The sequence below is a fragment of the Desulfofarcimen acetoxidans DSM 771 genome, from assembly GCF_000024205.1.
Classification (GTDB): Bacteria; Bacillota; Desulfotomaculia; order Desulfotomaculales; family Desulfofarciminaceae; genus Desulfofarcimen; species Desulfofarcimen acetoxidans.
Map to the genome: position 1 here is coordinate 2,446,294 of NC_013216.1, position 16,357 is coordinate 2,462,650.

Annotated in this window: 14 protein-coding genes and 1 other RNA gene; 4 read left to right on the forward strand and 11 right to left on the reverse strand. The window is 41.9% G+C overall.

What is annotated here, in order from left to right; all coding sequences use genetic code 11:
* Window positions 1-50: 50 nt before the first annotated feature.
* From ssrS to DTOX_RS11180, 6 genes are all read right to left on the reverse strand, one after another.
* A non-coding RNA gene (gene ssrS, locus DTOX_RS22230) (6S RNA) lies at window positions 51-230 on the reverse strand.
* Between the two features lie 64 nt (window positions 231-294).
* Complete coding sequence (gene aspS, locus DTOX_RS11160) at window positions 295-2,121, reverse strand: aspartate--tRNA ligase (RefSeq protein WP_015757794.1); 1,827 nt, start codon at window positions 2,119-2,121, stop codon at window positions 295-297.
* 27 nt (window positions 2,122-2,148) lie between these two features.
* On the reverse strand, window positions 2,149-3,408 hold the full coding sequence (hisS, locus tag DTOX_RS11165; RefSeq protein WP_015757795.1) for a histidine--tRNA ligase: 1,260 nt from the start codon (window positions 3,406-3,408) through the stop codon (window positions 2,149-2,151).
* Window positions 3,409-3,503: 95 nt separating this feature from the next.
* Window positions 3,504-4,250 carry an ABC transporter permease gene (locus DTOX_RS11170; protein ID WP_015757796.1) on the reverse strand — a complete coding sequence of 249 codons (747 nt, stop codon included), beginning with the start codon at window positions 4,248-4,250 and terminating at the stop codon, window positions 3,504-3,506.
* Entirely contained in the window at window positions 4,243-5,058 is an 816-nt protein-coding gene (locus DTOX_RS11175) for an ABC transporter ATP-binding protein (RefSeq protein ID WP_015757797.1), read from the reverse strand. The genes DTOX_RS11170 and DTOX_RS11175 overlap by 8 nt, the downstream gene beginning before the upstream one ends.
* A gap of 1 nt (window position 5,059) precedes the next feature.
* Window positions 5,060-6,025, reverse strand: a complete 966-nt coding sequence (locus DTOX_RS11180) for an ABC transporter substrate-binding protein (RefSeq protein ID WP_042315728.1) — start codon at window positions 6,023-6,025, stop codon at window positions 5,060-5,062.
* Window positions 6,026-6,572: 547 nt separating this feature from the next.
* Here DTOX_RS11180 and DTOX_RS11190 point away from each other — a divergent pair.
* On the forward strand, window positions 6,573-6,806 hold the full coding sequence (locus DTOX_RS11190; RefSeq protein ID WP_015757799.1) for a DUF896 domain-containing protein: 234 nt from the start codon (window positions 6,573-6,575) through the stop codon (window positions 6,804-6,806).
* Here DTOX_RS11190 and DTOX_RS11195 read toward each other — a convergent pair whose 3' ends face one another.
* The 5 genes from DTOX_RS11195 to recJ are packed head-to-tail and all read right to left on the reverse strand — an operon-like array spanning window position 6,807 to window position 13,419.
* Window positions 6,807-7,424 (reverse strand): MBL fold metallo-hydrolase, encoded by a 618-nt coding sequence (locus DTOX_RS11195; RefSeq protein ID WP_015757800.1) that lies wholly within the window; start codon window positions 7,422-7,424, stop codon window positions 6,807-6,809.
* Between the two features lie 28 nt (window positions 7,425-7,452).
* A complete protein-coding gene (dtd, locus tag DTOX_RS11200) occupies window positions 7,453-7,902 on the reverse strand; it encodes a D-aminoacyl-tRNA deacylase (protein ID WP_015757801.1) in 450 nt (149 codons plus the stop codon).
* Between the two features lie 30 nt (window positions 7,903-7,932).
* Complete coding sequence (locus tag DTOX_RS11205; RefSeq protein WP_042315730.1) at window positions 7,933-10,122, reverse strand: RelA/SpoT family protein; 2,190 nt, start codon at window positions 10,120-10,122, stop codon at window positions 7,933-7,935.
* Window positions 10,123-10,162: 40 nt separating this feature from the next.
* A complete protein-coding gene (locus DTOX_RS11210; RefSeq protein WP_015757803.1) occupies window positions 10,163-10,678 on the reverse strand; it encodes an adenine phosphoribosyltransferase in 516 nt (171 codons plus the stop codon).
* 17 nt (window positions 10,679-10,695) lie between these two features.
* Window positions 10,696-13,419 carry a single-stranded-DNA-specific exonuclease RecJ gene (gene recJ, locus DTOX_RS11215; protein ID WP_015757804.1) on the reverse strand — a complete coding sequence of 908 codons (2,724 nt, stop codon included), beginning with the start codon at window positions 13,417-13,419 and terminating at the stop codon, window positions 10,696-10,698.
* 173 nt (window positions 13,420-13,592) lie between these two features.
* On the opposite strand from recJ, the gene DTOX_RS25330 reads away from it, so the two are divergent.
* The 3 genes from DTOX_RS25330 to DTOX_RS11225 all read left to right on the forward strand — a co-directional run bounded on the left by DTOX_RS25330 (window position 13,593) and on the right by DTOX_RS11225 (window position 16,261).
* Entirely contained in the window at window positions 13,593-13,742 is a 150-nt protein-coding gene (locus DTOX_RS25330; protein WP_015757805.1) for a DUF1540 domain-containing protein, read from the forward strand.
* A gap of 221 nt (window positions 13,743-13,963) precedes the next feature.
* Complete coding sequence (locus tag DTOX_RS11220; protein WP_015757806.1) at window positions 13,964-14,977, forward strand: aldo/keto reductase; 1,014 nt, start codon at window positions 13,964-13,966, stop codon at window positions 14,975-14,977.
* Window positions 14,978-15,544: 567 nt separating this feature from the next.
* Window positions 15,545-16,261 (forward strand): 4Fe-4S binding protein, encoded by a 717-nt coding sequence (locus DTOX_RS11225; protein ID WP_015757807.1) that lies wholly within the window; start codon window positions 15,545-15,547, stop codon window positions 16,259-16,261.
* Window positions 16,262-16,357: the final 96 nt, after the last annotated feature.

The window sequence follows — 16,357 nt, forward strand, 5'->3', positions numbered from 1 at the left end:
ACAATAATTTATCCACAGATCCATAATAAGCATAATTTACCATAGCATATAAAAACCCCACATATGCCGTAATCCCTAAAGTTTGAACTCCGCTCTCGCAGGTGGGTACCCTCCTGTCTATTTTATGTTCCTCTATAAAAGAGTAATCAAGCCATAGACAGAGACCAGGTTCCCAATGTAATGGTATTGGCTCAAAACTTCAAGGAAGGTCACGCACACTGTAGGGTGTATATTATTAAATTAGCGTTAGAATTATGTTAACACAATTAAGCCATTTTTGCAAGCAGCTTTAGTTTATGCCCTCTTTAAATCAATTTTTATGTGCAATTCTTTTAGCTGCTTATCCTCAACCTCAGACGGTGCCTGTGTCATTAAACAAGTGGCACTCTGAGTTTTGGGGAAAGCAATCACATCTCTGATGGATTTTTTACCTGCTAAAATCATAATCAGGCGATCAAAGCCAAAAGCAAAGCCACCGTGCGGGGGTGTTCCAAACTCAAAAGCTTCCAGCATATAACCAAACTTTTCCCTGGCCACTTCTGCTGATAAGCCGATAGCCGCAAACATTTTTTCCTGAACATCTCTACGGTGAATACGAATACTGCCTCCGCCAACCTCAACTCCGTTTAATACCAGGTCATAGGCCTTTGCCCTTACCTTGCCTGGCTCAGTTTCCATTAGTGCAATGTCTTCATCCCTGGGAGCAGTAAAGGGGTGGTGCATGGCTGCATAGCGTTTTTCTTCCGGATCATAGGCCAAAAGTGGAAAATCAGTAACCCAGAGAAAATTATTCAAATTCTCAGGAATAATATTTAGCATTTCAGCTAAATGCAAGCGAAGCGCTCCCAGCGCGCCTGCTACCGTTTCAGAGGTATCGGCCACAAATAACAATAAATCTCCCGGTTCGCCCCGCATGCGACTGACAATAGTATTCAATTCTTCTTCAGTGAAAAATTTAGCAATAACGGATTTGACACCTTCATCGCTGACAATAATGTAAGCCAATCCTTTGGCTCTGTAAATTGCTGCAAATTTTGTCAAATCATCTATTTCCTTGCGGCTAAGACTGCCGCAACCTTTAGCGTTAATACCTTTAACTTGTCCGCCGTTTTTAACCGCCGCAGAAAAAACTTTAAAACCACATCCTAAAGCTATATCGGATAAATCACAAAGTTCCAGTCCAAAGCGGGTATCAGGTTTATCTGAACCAAAGCGGTCAATAGCCTCCTGGTAGGTAAGTCGTGGAAAAGGAGAAATCAAATCCAGACCTGCTGTCTCCAGATACAGCCGGGATACCAGTTTTTCCATAAGCAATAAAACATCTTCTACATCGACAAAAGACATTTCCAAATCGATTTGCGTAAACTCCGGCTGACGGTCCGCTCTCAAATCCTCATCTCTGAAACAACGCACGATCTGGAAATACCTCTCCATACCGGCAACCATAAGAATCTGTTTAAATATTTGCGGTGATTGAGGCAATGCATAGAATTTGCCGGGATTTATACGGCTTGGCACTAAATAATCACGCGCCCCTTCCGGTGTGCTTTTTGTCAGCATAGGAGTCTCAATTTCCCAAAAACCGTTTTCGTCCAGAAAATCCCTGGCAACCTTACTGGTTTTATGTCTTAAATAAATGCTCCTTTGCATTTCCGGGCGGCGCAGGTCAAGATAACGATAACGCAATCTTAGGTTTTCATCTACATCTATACCGTCCTCCACGTAAAAGGGCGGTGTTTTGGCAGTATTTAAAATTCTCAATTCATGGCAAATAACTTCTATCTCACCGGTAACCAGGTTGTAGTTTTCCGTTCCCTCTGGCCTGGGACGGATTGTACCGGCTATAGCCAGCACATATTCATTGCGAATAGCCTCCGCTTTATGAAAAGCATCAACAGCTAAATCAGGACTGAAAACAAGCTGCACTAAACCGCTTCTGTCACGCAGATCCACGAAAATCAATCCCCCGTGATCCCTGCGTTTACTAACCCAACCCATTAGCACTACGGCCTGGCCCACCATCTGTTTGTTCAGGTCTTCACAGTAATTAGTCCGCTTTAAGCCATTAATGTTTTCCGCTGCAACAGAACCAGGTTTTGATTCTGTTTTTTCTTCCGACATGATTATTTCCTCCCTCAGCAAATCTCTTTATAATGAATTTTTAATATACTCAGCAACTGCCTGCACAGGTACTTTTTCCTGTTTGCCTGCCAACATGTCTTTTACCAGCAACAAGCCTTCGGCTAGTTCAGACTCACCTATAATTACGGTAAAACGGGCAGCCAGCTTTCCGGCATGCTTCATCTGTGCCTTTAAACTACGGCCTAAATAATCTTTATCAGCAGACAGCCCGGTCCGGCGCAGATTGAATAACACCTTAAAAGCTGTCTCTTCAGTACCGGCTCCGGCAGCTGCAACAAAAACTTCCGGACCCAGTGCGGCGGGGAAAACTATCCCTTGTTTTTCAGCAATCAGCAAAACTCTTTCCAGCCCTACCGCATAACCAATGCCGGGTGCGGGTGCGCCGCCGCACTCTTCGATCAGACCGTTATAGCGCCCGCCTCCGCCTATAGAACTCTGTGCGCCTATATCACGGGCCATAACCTCAAAAGCCGTATGTGTATAATAGTCCAGACCCCTTACCAGTGATGAATCAACAGTAAAAGATATATCCAATAAACTCAGGTATTTTTTTACCAGAGAAAAGTGTTTGGCACAATTTTCACATAAACAGTCTAAGGTAACCGGTGCCCCTGCTCCGAGCAGCCGGCAGCCAGTGTTTTTGCAGTCCAGAATGCGCAGGGGGTTGCGGTTGTAGCGGCCCTGGCAGTTGGCACATAGTTCATTTAGCTTTGGTTTAAAAAATGCTTGCAGTTTCTCTCTTAATACCGGCCGGCAGTCGGGGCAGCCAACACTGTTGATGCGCAGTTCCAGATCTTTTAAGCCAAGCCGGGTATAAAAATCCATGGCCATAGCAATTACTTCAGCATCCACGGCAGGTTCGTCTGAACCGAATACTTCCACCCCGAACTGATGAAACTGGCGAAAACGGCCAGCCTGGGGCCGGTCATATCGAAACATCGGTCCGGTATAATAAAGCTTAACCGGCTGTACACCGGCATACAGCTTGTTTTCCAAATAAGCCCGGACGGCTGAAGCGGTTCCCTCAGGACGCAGGGTAATACTTCTTTCCCCGCGATCAGTAAATGTGTACATTTCTTTTTCCACTATATCAGTAGTTTCTCCAACTCCGCGAATAAAAAGATCTGTATGTTCAAAAACAGGTGTACGCAATTCTGCAAAACCGTATTCATGACATAACTGTTTAATAACACTTTCTATGTATTGCCACTTTTCCACTTCACCCGGCAAAATATCATTAGTACCCCTGGGACGTGTGGTCAGCATATAAATCCTCCTCCTGATACATAAAACCGACTCCCGTATTTTAAGAAAAAAATCCTGCCTTGTCAATATTTATTTGCAGTTTAACTTTTCTCATATTAAATAAATCTCCAGGGGCAGAATAATTTCTCCAATCTTTCTAAAATAAAATAAAGAATTAAACCCAGTATACCCATAGCTATAACGCCTGAAAACATTTCATCATAAGCCACACGTGACCAGGCGTCCATCAGATAATAACCGATTCCCTCACTGCTGGCAATACTTTCCGAAATAAATAAAACGGCAATGGCTGTCCCCAGTCCTATGCGCAAAGAAGTTAGGATATCCGGCAAACAGGCCGGAAAAATAACGTGCAGATAAATATCAAGCTTACCTGCTCCAAGTGAAGTAACGGAATCAATCAGGCGGTTGTCCACTGACCTGGCTGCGTCTCTGGTAGTTACCAGGATTTGAAAGAATACGACCAGTGTGATTAATAATATTTTTGACAGGTTGCCCAGACCAAAAAAAGACATAAAAATAGGCAAAAAAACGATTTTAGGAATTGGATAAACCACAAAAATTAAAGGCGATAAAAACTTATCCCAAAGGGCTTTACGCCCTAATACAAGCCCCAGCGGAACAGCAAGCAGCAACGATATTATAAGAGATAAAACTACCCGGTAAGAGCTTATCAAAAAGTGCCTGGCAAGTTCTTTGGTAATAGCCAGCGCAAATGCCTGAAATGCTAAATAAGGCGCGGGCAGATAAGGTTCTTTCAGTCCTGAAGCCGCCAACTGCCAAAATAATATTAAAACCAGCACTGCCCAGAAACAAGCAAAGCCACCCTTATATTTAATCAACAGTCATACCCTCCTCCAAAAGTTTGCGGACAAGGGAGCATAGAGAATAAAAAGCCGGCTTACTGCGATAATTCGGGTCCCCGATTTGCGGGTTATCCAGACAATGCAAAATTCTCCCGGGACGGGGAGAAAATATTACAATTTTTTGCCCTAAATACACGGCTTCCTCAATATTATGTGTTACCAGTACGGAAGTCACTTTATCCTTTCGCCAGATAGCCAACAAAGTTTCTTGCAAAGATTCCCTGGTAAGCGCGTCCAGTGAAGAAAAAGGTTCATCCATTAACAGCAAGTCGGGCTTTAAAGTCAATGCCCTGGCAATAGCCACTCGCTGCCTTTGCCCCCCGCTCAACTGCGCGGGATAATGAGAACGGTAAGTCCAAAGACCCAGATCCTGTAAAATTTGCTCAGCTATCATTTTCTGTTCAGAGACGGCAACACCCCTTAATTTAAGCCCCAATACGGTATTCTGCCAGGCTGTCTGCCATGGCAGCAAGCCGTAGTCCTGTAAAATCAAAGAGGTATTCTTTCGTTTTGGGACTGCCGGCTTTCCGTCTATATAAGCTGCACCCTCTGTAGGCGAATAGAGTCCTGCCAAAATATAAAGCAGGGTACTTTTGCCACAGCCGGACGGACCGATAACAGCACAGCTTTCACCATAAGCTACGGAAAGATTGATTTCTTGCAGAGCTGTAAGCCGGGTTCCTTCCGGATTAAAAACAACAGAGAGATCTCTGGTTCTAATCATACTGTCTTCCGGTATTCCGGTTTCGCTGCAGGCATTTCTTAATTTGCTTTTCATACTCATACTATTTCTCCGGCAAATAATCTCCTGTAACCAGGTTTTGATAAGTGATTTTTTCTTTTAAAAGCTTCTTCTGCAGCATCCACTGCAATACCTGCTCGACATCTTTCTTCTCCGGCAGCTGCGGTGCCGGGAAGTGCTCCATGGCATATACACCGAGAGCCTCTTTAGGCACTTTAGCCTTATCTACTAACATAGCACGGTAAGATTCCGGATTATTATTTATTTCTTGGGCCGCCAAAGCATAACCGGCAAGGAATTTTTTTACGGCAGCACCGTTATTCTGAAGTGTTTCCCGGTTAAAAAATATGACAGTCTGAGATAAATTAGTTTCGGTGTCATCAATAATTAGTTTAGCGCCTTTGCTCTGGGCCAATGCCGCCATCGGATCGGGCAAACAGGCAGCTTTAATCTGTCCTTCCATTAATGCCTGATAGCGTACAGGTATTTTAGGAATAATGCTCTTTTTAATCTCTTCCGGCTGAAAACCTTTTTCCAGCAGCAAACTGTCTGTCACATACTCAATAATAGAGTTTTTGGAAACTGACACCTCGACGCCTTTTAACTGGTTAACATTGCTGATCCCGCTTTTCGGCGCTGATAAAATGGCAAATCTGCCTTCTTTTCCTGTTTCACCCAGTGAAAGACTAACCACCTGGACCGGAAACCCCCCATTATATAAAGAAGCGGCAGCCAGGAGATCCCCCAGAGAACCGTCTATGGCTTTGGCCTGCAATGCACTGTCTCTTTCCACCGCACTGGGAAAGGAAACCAATTCCACATCAACCCCTGCTTGTTTGAAATAACCTTTTTCACCGGCAACAATTAAAGGGAGAGAGTCTACAATCGGCAGAATGCCCAGCTTAATTTTCACATGCTCTTCTTTGTCCACTTTTTGCTGCTGGCTGCAGCCAACCAAAAGCAAAGAAAATAATACAGCCATGGACAGTAATCTAAAACATTTCAACAAAACCACACCTCCAAAACTAAGGTACTTGTCAACATGTGCTATGTTTCCCGGCACCTTCATTCTTTTCCTATCATGTTCAACTTTTAGTCGAAAAAATCCTTTTTTATTCTCAAAAAAAGAAAAAAGACAAGAGGGAATGCCCATTTCCCTTTTGTCTGATGAAAGGAGGAATTTATAACCACACGATAGAATGTCTGATAATACCGTATGGCCTGTAAGGAAGTTAAAAGCTTTTGCCAAGTAAAGCTTTTAACAATTTTAACAAAATAAAAAAACCATAAATGTCTTCCTGTTTCTACAGGAAAAACCTTCATGGTCATATCTTCGTTATCTATTAGAAATAATTCGGAAACTATAAACAACAACTTCCAGTTGCCATTATCTTAATTATAAACCAATGACCGTTGCCGCGCAAGACTTTTTTAAATTTTAGTGCATTTGTTTTACGGCTCTGAAACACAGGGCAGCGGCATAAGTTTTCAGAGCACTTCTCCCGGCTTTATTAGCAGACATGAAGGTGGTATAATATCATTGAGGTGATATGGAAATGATGACAAAAGAATTAATTGAACGGATTAATGAGCTTTCCCGGAAACAAAGAAGTGTCGGGCTGGATGCTGTTGAAAAAGAAGAACAGGCTAAACTCAGGGGTATATATTTGCAGGGTATAAGAGAACAGGTAATTGACGGTTTGGAGACTTTGAAAACAGGACAGGAAAAACATGAAAGCGGTTGTTCCTGTGGACACTGTCATGCCGCACAGAAAAAAACCCCTTCTTAATTACAGGAAGGGGTTAGTACGCTTTTCAGTTCCAATGGAAGTCTCCGGGCCGTGTCCGGAAAATACCCTGGTATTGTCGGGGAAATTAAGCAGTTTATTCTTAATAGAAGCTATCAGCTGGCTATGACTGCCGCCGGGAAAATCCGATCGTCCTACAGAACCGGCAAACAATGTATCTCCGGTAATCAGGCAGTCACCTGTCTTAAGACATATCCCTCCAGGCGTATGCCCCGGGGTATGAATTACCTCCAATTTAAGCTTACCCACTTCTATAACATCCTTGTCTCCCAACTTAACGTCAGCCGGCTCAAATTGCATTTGCAAGCCCATAAAAGAGGATAGATTCTTGGCCGGATTGGTCAGCATATCCGCATCATCCCTATGAATCAGAACCCTAGCCCCGGTAGCTTTTTGCACCTGTTCCAGCGCTCCTATATGATCCACATGACCATGGGTTAAAACAATATACCGGCAGGTCAGGCCATGTTTTACAAGTTTGCTTAATATTTTCTTATCTTCATCTCCCGGATCTATCACGCAGGCTTCTTTGGTTTCTTCGCAGCCGATAATATAACAATTAGCGCCCATCATTCCTACAGGAAATCTCTCCAAAATCATGCTACCCCTCCATATGCACATAATAAAATCAAAAACCTTTTTTGCTGTCCAGCAACAGCGTTACAGGCCCATCATTAACTATTTCTACCTGCATGTGAGCCTGGAACACCCCCGTAGCTACGGCTAATCCCAGAGACTGGAGCTCTTCAAGAAACTCGCAGTAAAGCTTAACCGCATCTTCGGGCCTGGCGGCTTCTGAATAGCTTGGCCGGCGGCCTTTTCTACAATCACCGAAAAGTGTAAACTGTGAAACTACCAGCAGGCCGCCTCTAATATCCAGGACAGATAAATTCATCTTATTCTGCTCATCCTCAAATACACGCAGCCCGCTAATCTTAGCTGCCAGATAGACCGCATCGTCTACGGTATCATTATTTCCCACACCTAACAGAATTAATAAGCCTCTTCCTATTTCACCCACTAACTCACCCTGCACTGATACTGATGAACTGCTTACTCTCTGGACTACCGCCCTCATTTTTTCACCCGCTCCGCCAGACTGTAGTTTTTATTTAAGACCCGTACGGCTTACCTCTGTCACATCTTTTACAGATTTTATTTTATTAATAATTGAGTCCAGTTGAACCAAATCTTTAATGGTTATCAAAAGCCCTACAGTAGCCAGCCTGTCTTTGTTGCCCCTGGCGTTAACCCAGTCAGCACTAATTTTCATATCAGTCAAGATGGCCATAATATCACTTAATAAGCCGGCCCTGTCCAGAGCCGTAACCTCCAGCTTTACCTGAAAAGGAGCCTTGTACTTTTCATCCCAGGCCACATCTACCAAACGCTCCTGTTCGCCTTTTCTATAAATAGTAATGTTTCGACAATCAGTCCTGTGCACTGATATTCCTCTGCCCCTTGTAATATAGCCGATTATCGGATCACCGGGAACCGGATTGCAGCACTGGGCTAATTTTGTCAGCAAATTAGCCATCCCTTTTACCTTTATGCCATCGGTGGGTTTTTGCCACTTTCCGTATTTCTCCCTGCCACCCACCACTGATACGCCGGAACCACCGGAATTCATCATATCCGTATAAGCGTTTTCTTTATTAATCCGGTCGATCTCACCCTTAATACGGGCTACAATAGATCTGGCCGTAATAGTCCCGTCACCGATTGCGGCATAAACATCTTCCAAATTAATAAGTGAATATTTACGGGCTGCCTCAATAATTTTGTCGCTTTTCAGCAACTCCAACTCTAGACCCAGTTTTTTGGCTTCCCGTTCTATAGCATCTTTTCCTTTAATGACAGAGACATCTCTCTGGATTTTGCGAAAATACTGACGAATACGGTTTTTAGCCTGTGAGGTTTTGACAATCTTAAGCCAATCCCTGCTGGGACGAGCATGATTGGATGTCAAGACCTCAACAATATCACCATTTTTAAGCTTATAGTCCAGGGGAACAATGCGACCATTGACCTTAGCCCCCATACACCGGTTGCCCACATCTGTATGAATGCGAAAAGCAAAATCAATCGGTACCGCTTCTGCCGGCAGTTCAATAATATCACCTTTGGGACTGAAGACAAAAACTGATTCAGCAAATATATCTATTTTTAAACCTTCAATAAATTCTTTGGCATCACGCATGTCGTGCTGCCACTCTAAAAGCTGGCGCAGCCAGATTAGTTTACCGTCAAAGCCTTTCTGAGCATGCCCGCCTTCTTTATAACACCAGTGCGCAGCAATACCGTACTCAGCCGTCCGGTGCATTTCCCATGTGCGCATTTGAATCTCAAAAGGATCACCATGAGGACCTATCACAGTAGTGTGCAGGGACTGGTACATGTTCGATTTGGGCATGGCTATGTAATCCTTAAACCTGCCGGGTATGGGCTTCCAAAGGGTATGCACAATACCCAGGGTGCCGTAACAATCCTTCACGGTATCTACAGTAACCCGAACAGCCATAATATCAAGAATCTGCGCAAAATCTTTCTTCTGTCTCTGCATTTTTTCGTAAATACTGTAGAGGTGTTTTGGTCTGCCCTGAATATCGGCTTTAATACCAACATCTATGAACTTCTTTTTTAGTACCTCAATAATTTCATTTATGTCTTCTTCTCGTTTATTTCGTGTTTTTGCAACCTTGTCCGCCAGTTCATAATATTTTGATGGTTGCAAAAAACGAAAAGCCAGATCCTCTATCTCCCATTTTAAATGGTAAATTCCTAAGCGATGTGCCAGAGGAGCAAATATCTCCAGGGTTTCTAAAGCAATTTCCTTTTGCTTAGCTTCGGGCTGAGCTCCAAGTGTGCGTAAATTGTGCAGGCGATCTGCGAGCTTAATTAAAATAACTCTGATATCTTTGGCCATAGCTAAAAACATTTTACGCAGGTTTTCAGCCTGGTGCTCTTCCTTCGATTTAAAATCAATCTTGCTCAATTTGGTTACTCCGTCAACAAGCAAGGCAACTTCTGAACCAAAATCCTTTTCTATATCTTGCAGAGTTATTTCGGTATCCTCCACCACATCATGGAGCAATGCTCCAGCCAGGGCTTCTATGTCTAACTCCAGATCAGCCAATATTTTAGCTACTGCCAAGGGATGAAATATATAAGGTTCACCGGAAATTCTCCATTGGTTGCGGTGAGCAGCTTCGGCAACATTGTAAGCTTTACGGAGAAATGCTATATCGGCTTTCGGGTTGTAATTAATTAATTTTTGAATCAGTTTATCCAAAGCTATCCCACCATAAAAAGAAGAAATATTTTAGAATATACGGATTTTAATAATTGTACTGAATTAGAGAAATTGTATCATAATCCTTGAGTCTAGCTCTACCACCCAGGCCGGTTATTTCAATTAAAAACGCTGTACCAACAACTATCCCACCTAACTTTTCAATAATCTTGGCTGCTGTAACCGATGTGCCGCCTGTCGCCAGGAGTTCATCCACAATTAACACTCTCTGACCGGGTGCGATAGAATCTTTAATCACTTCTCTGGTGTCACCGAATTCCAATTCCTGCTGCAGAGAAAATACTTCTCCCGGCAGGTTACCTGGCCTGCGCATAACAACCAAACCCACTCCCATCAAATAAGCTAAGGGAGCACCGATCATCAAACCCCTTGCTTTAGCACAGGCAATTATATCAGGTGCCGCGTGCTGGCACCTCCTGGATAAATCCTGAATGGCAAAGCGAAAACTCTCCGGATCGCGAATTAAAGTACTTACATCCTTATAACTGATGCCTTCTTGCGGGTAGTCCGGAACAACCCTGATTTTCTTAATTAAATCCATAATATAACCTCCCCATATTATAATTTATAATAGAAGTCCTCTGACGGTGTTTTTAACAGCAACTGTGAAAATAGTTTTGTTTCCTCCCAAATATTCTGCCACCTGTTATAAGTGACTGATTCCGGCAGGTTGAATTTTTCCTTTGGTGTGGGCAGCAGCTTAACTTGATAATTTGAACCTTCTCTCTGGTATTCCAGCAGACCGATTTCCTTAAAAACATTCATACCTAATTGAATCATGAAATTGGATAAGCGCACTAATTTGTTATTATTTAAGTTATTAACAATTGCTGCCAGATTTAATTCTATGGTTGGCTTGCCGGCTTTTGTAATTACTTGCCTCAGGTATGAAAACAAGTTGGCTAAATTATTGCGAAAAGGCATGACAGAATCCAGCCTTTGTTGATTGATCCCCCGGTCATGCCGGCCAAATACTAAATCAAGTTGAACAGAAACAGCAATATTTTTTAACAAATAGCAAAGCAATCCCCATTCCTTGCGTGTAAAAGGCAAGTGAAACAGCATTATTTTATTTAGATCGCTTAGCTTTAGTCCACTGGCTGATTGCAGAGTAGTAACAAGCACGAGTATTTTCCCCGCGTACAGATCATTAATGACCATGTTAATCTCTTCTTCCCGCATGGACAGGTGCAAAAATCTTACCCGATTCTTTAAATCAGGTCTTGACTTCATTAAAAACCGGCTCAATTCAACTGTTTGATAACCACAGCCAACCATTATTAAAGTTAATTTGGCAAATTCAGTTGCAAGCAAACGGTTAATTCGTTCAGAAGAATTCCTTTTATCAGTGATTATTGTATCAGGGGATAAACTTATCTGCAAATTTGCATCAGGAAAAATTAATCGCCCGCTAAGGTCCGGTAAAAATATTTGATTACTTGTATTATATTCAATTATTTCCTGTAAGATATACTCAGGTTGAAACATCAAGTAAGTATTTTTAGTTGAACAATTTGCCTCTTGAGCCAGGGTAAAATTTATTGATTGACTGCCGGTACTATCTCGATATATGTTTGTGTCCGCCTGAATATCCTTTATACGCAAACTTATATGACGTTTGCCTTGCCACTCATTAATTTCCGGTACAAAGGCCAGATTTACTCTCTCAGCTGTTGCCAGCATTTCCGAATAAGAGGCCAGATTAAAGCCTATGCCGTCAATAAAGCCGTTTTCCTTGCGTATTTTAATTTTTAGGTGTTCCCCTTCCTTTCCCACCCCCTTAAAGTTAACTACCTGTATTTCCGGGCAGCATAGCAAGGGCCCGGGATTAGCCTGGCCAAAAGGCGCCAGCTTTTCTATTTCAGCGATAACCTGTTCAGTTATATCGTTAAGTGAAAATATACCGTCCAGATTCATAACAGGAACCAATAAATCCTCACTTATAACTTCATCAGCATAAACATTTATTTCTCTAATAAAATTATCCAGAGACTCTCTTTTAAGAGAAAATCCGGCTGCCATGGTGTGTCCGCCATATCCTGAAAGATTCTTTCCGCAATGCTCAAGAGCCTGATATAAGTTAAAACCGGGAATGCTCCTGGCAGAACCTTTACCCTGTTCCCCGTCTAAAGCAATAGCCAATACCGGCTTGTAATAACGTTCCACCAAACGTGATGCTACCAAACCGATAACCCCCGGGTGCCATTCCTCAGAAGCCAATACCAAAACTTTACTCTGTTTAAAACTTATTTCCCGTTCAATCATTTGTATAGCTTCTTTAAGTGCAGCATCTTCCACACTTTTGCGCTTACGGTTCTTCTCGTCCAAAACAACTGCAATCTGATTTGCCTGAGCTTCATCTTCGGTGAGAAGAAGTTCTACTGCCATGAAAGGGTCCCCCAGACGCCCGGCGGCATTTAATCTGGGAGCTAAAACAAACCCAACCTGGCCCGAGGTAATATCGCCTCGCAATCCCGATGCCTTAATCAACGCTATTAAGCCTTTTTTGGATGTTTTGGTGAGATAGGGTAAACCGTATTTAACTAAAATCCGGTTTTCTCCCAGCAGAGGCACAACATCGGCAATTGTACCCAGACAAACTATATCCAAATATTCCTTCCATGTCTCACTACTCATATTGGCTGCTGCATATACAGCCTGCACAAGCTTTAATGCTACTCCAATTCCAGCCAGTTCTTTAAAAGGGTACTCGCAGTCCTTCCTCTTAGGATTTATTACCGCTAACGCGGCTGGCAAAACAGGCGGCGGTTCATGATGATCAGTAATAATTATATCTGTTTTAGTGTTTTGCACAGACCAATCTACCGCTTCTTTACCGCTTATACCACAATCAACCGTAATAATTAAAGAGTAACCCTGCCCAGCAGCTTTTTCCACAGCTTCCTTGTGCAGGCCGTAACCTTCCTTTATACGGTGCGGTATATAATAGTTCACATGATCGGTTAATCTCCTGAGCGCGCCAACCAATAAAGCTGTTCCTGTTATGCCGTCAACATCATAATCACCGTAGATAAGTATTTTTTCGCTCCTGTTTACTGCTTCAATAATTCTGTTTACAGCTTTCTGCATATCTTGCAAAATATATGGATTATTTAAACTGGATAAATCATACTCCATAAAGTTTTTAATTTGCTCAACAGTGCCTAAACCACGATTAACCATTAATTGCGCTAAAATAGGTGAAACGCCTAATTCCTTGGTTATTATGGACTGGGTAGCTAAGTCGTTTTCCTTGATATGCCAAATTTTTTGTTTTTGCATGACGTCCCCCACTAGCTGATAAACTAAATAAATTATAAATCAATAGTTCCAATAATACCAGTTATTAAAAAAGCAAACAGGTAAAATTTATAGAAAACCAATTGTTTTTAAATTATTATCGCATATGTTTATAAAAACAATGGAATATTAAATAATCGGAGGAGGTGATTAATATGCCGGATATTAAATGCTCAGTAACGGAATGTGAGTATAACTCTAACGTCAAATGTGGTGCACCAATGATTCAGGTAGACCGCAATAAAGTTAGTAGCGCAGGTACATCAGATCAAACAAAATGCGAGACTTTCAAAACAAAACGATAGAAACGATACCGGGGACCTCTGATATTAGAGATAACCCCGGTATTTTTTATACTCTAGGAAATTATGTTTATGACAGATTTGCAGATAAGTCATTGTATAATGAAGTACAAGTGTATATAACCTAATCAATGTCAGCACCACATAATTTCCCTTTATCTAAGGTAGAAATCAATGAAAAGTTATGGTACTATATGAAAAAAATATATCTAGCGGAGGTTTATATGAAATACAGAGTGTTGGGCAAAACCGGTTTAAATGTCTCTGTGATCGGTTTCGGGGGCATTCCTATACAAAGGGTAACGGAAAAAGAAGCAACATTAATTATTAACAGAGCTCTTGATCTTGGGATAAATTTCATTGATACTGCCAGAGGGTATACTGACAGCGAAGCCAAACTTGGCGTTGCTCTAAAAAACAGGAGACAACAGGTCTACATTGCCACTAAGTCAATGGACAGGACTGCTGAAGGAATAACAATAGATATTAACAAGAGTCTGCAGACACTGGGTGTTGATTATATTGATCTTTATCAGTTGCACAATGTTAAGGATAAAGCGGCGTTAGAACAAGTATTGAGTGCTCAAGGCGCACTGGGAGCATTAAAAAAAGCCAAAGCTCAAGGACTTATTAAACACATAGGAATAACCGGACATATATTGCCAATATTGTTAGAGGCTCTGGCAACGGAGGAAATAGAAACAGTTCAGTTTCCATTCAATGCGGTCGAGGCAAAAGAGGCAGAAGCACTTTTAAACCTGGCTGTAAAAACTAATACCGGCATTATTATCATGAAACCACTAGCAGGTGGAGCTCTCCAGAACCCTGAATTAGCTTTGCGCTTTATTTTGGAATACCCTCTATCTACAGTTATCCCCGGTATGGATAAAGTTGAACAGGTTGATCAAAATGTTCTGGCAGCCCATAATTTTTTACCGTTGTTACCTGCTGAAAAAAGAATTCTTGAAGAAGAAGCCAAAAAGTTGGGACAGGCTTTTTGCCGTAGGTGTGAATACTGCCAGCCCTGCCGGCAGGGAATTGAAATACCAATGGTATTTTTACTTGATACTTATTATACCAGGTATAATTTACAAGGCTGGGCCAAAGAACGTTATCGCGGCTTGAAAACTTCAGCTGCTGCCTGTATACAATGCGGTGAGTGTGAGGAAAAGTGCCCTTATAACCTGCCGATAAAAGAAATGCTGTCTGAGGCTGCCGGCAGGTTAGGTCAAATTTAGCTCGAAAGTCGCCTTAATCGACTTTCGAGCAGCCACAGGCACTTTTTGCTCGCTGAAAATTATGCAGTAGCAACCTAACTTATCCATAAATCCAATATAGGTATAATTTACTAAAGTATGAGAAAAAAGAGGAAATTAAAAACACACTGGATGTTCCGGTTGTTTTTAATTTCCTCTTTTTTATTTGTTCTCCGACACTGTAAAGCGTGTAAAATACTGTTGACATTAGAGCGGATATATTGTAATATCGTAATAAATAGATAATTAAATATAGCTCCTAAATAATAATGAAGTACGGGAAGTGTTACCGCCGGATACCAGAAAAGTATAAAAACCATCTCTGATCTTAAAAGCACTGCCCCACCCGATTAGATTACATATTATTACAGGCTTGCCGGCTGCGCCATGCAATGTTTAAAACAATCGCAATTTTCCCTCTACAGTCAATTAGCTATATTGAAAAGAACAGAAATTATTGAAGGAAAACGCGGGGGAAATGAAATATGTTACTCTGTTTCAGATGAAACAGCAAAAAAGCTTTAATCACTAAATAAGGAGTGAGAAACTATGAGGAAATTGAACTCTGCTCAAATAAAAAGAGCAACCTACCAAAAGTATACCTTCTGGGTTTTACCGGCGGTTATTGCAGCCGGTTGGATTTATCCCGCTGCAGGTTTCCTGCTGTTTCTGTGCATGCTGGGTGCTGTAGGCTTTGCATTATATAAAGGCAGAAGCTGGTGCAATTGGATGTGTCCAAGAGGTGCTTTTTATGACCTGCTGTTAGGAAAAATTAGCCGCAATGTTCAAATTCCAGGTTTTTTCCGTAAGAAATCAGTTCGTATCTTTATGGTGCTTTTAATCATGTCGGTAATCGGTATTCAGTTTTATCAGGTATGGGGTAATCTAAACAGTATGGGACTGGTGCTAATCAGGCTGTTGACTATCACTACAGCGGCAGGCATTATATTCGGCACGCTATTTCACCCGAGAACATGGTGCCATATTTGTCCTATGGGAACAATAGCCAACTGGCTGTCTAAGGGTAAAAAGCCTTTGTACATTTCAGATAATTGTGTTTCTTGCAAACTATGTACCAAAGTCTGTCCGATGCAATTAAAACCATATGATTATAAAGGTTTTGCTGTCATGGGTGACAATGACTGTTTAAAATGTAGTTCTTGTGTGGAGGCCTGCCCCAAAAAGGCTTTATCTTTCTCGAAAGTCGTTCAAAGCAACTTTCAAGAAAGCCGCAAGCACTCGTACCCGCCGGAAATTATGCGATAGTAATAACCTTGCTTATACAATATAAATTTGTACTTTATTATATAAAAAGCAATAAACTCCCCCCGTTAATTAACGGGGGGAGTTTATTGCTTTTTA

What these genes read in the sequence shown, in the direction of transcription:
- aspS (WP_015757794.1), bottom strand. Translation starts at nt 2,121, where the DNA reads ATGTCGGAAGAAAAAACAGAATCAAAACCTGGTTCTGTTGCAGCGGAA.
- hisS (WP_015757795.1), bottom strand. Translation starts at nt 3,408, where the DNA reads ATGCTGACCACACGTCCCAGGGGTACTAATGATATTTTGCCGGGTGAA.
- DTOX_RS11175 (WP_015757797.1), bottom strand. Translation starts at nt 5,058, where the DNA reads ATGAGTATGAAAAGCAAATTAAGAAATGCCTGCAGCGAAACCGGAATA.
- DTOX_RS11190 (WP_015757799.1), top strand. Translation starts at nt 6,573, where the DNA reads ATGATGACAAAAGAATTAATTGAACGGATTAATGAGCTTTCCCGGAAA.
- DTOX_RS11195 (WP_015757800.1), bottom strand. Translation starts at nt 7,424, where the DNA reads ATGATTTTGGAGAGATTTCCTGTAGGAATGATGGGCGCTAATTGTTAT.
- dtd (WP_015757801.1), bottom strand. Translation starts at nt 7,902, where the DNA reads ATGAGGGCGGTAGTCCAGAGAGTAAGCAGTTCATCAGTATCAGTGCAG.
- DTOX_RS11210 (WP_015757803.1), bottom strand. Translation starts at nt 10,678, where the DNA reads ATGGATTTAATTAAGAAAATCAGGGTTGTTCCGGACTACCCGCAAGAA.
- recJ (WP_015757804.1), bottom strand. Translation starts at nt 13,419, where the DNA reads ATGCAAAAACAAAAAATTTGGCATATCAAGGAAAACGACTTAGCTACC.
- DTOX_RS25330 (WP_015757805.1), top strand. Translation starts at nt 13,593, where the DNA reads ATGCCGGATATTAAATGCTCAGTAACGGAATGTGAGTATAACTCTAAC.
- DTOX_RS11220 (WP_015757806.1), top strand. Translation starts at nt 13,964, where the DNA reads ATGAAATACAGAGTGTTGGGCAAAACCGGTTTAAATGTCTCTGTGATC.
- DTOX_RS11225 (WP_015757807.1), top strand. Translation starts at nt 15,545, where the DNA reads ATGAGGAAATTGAACTCTGCTCAAATAAAAAGAGCAACCTACCAAAAG.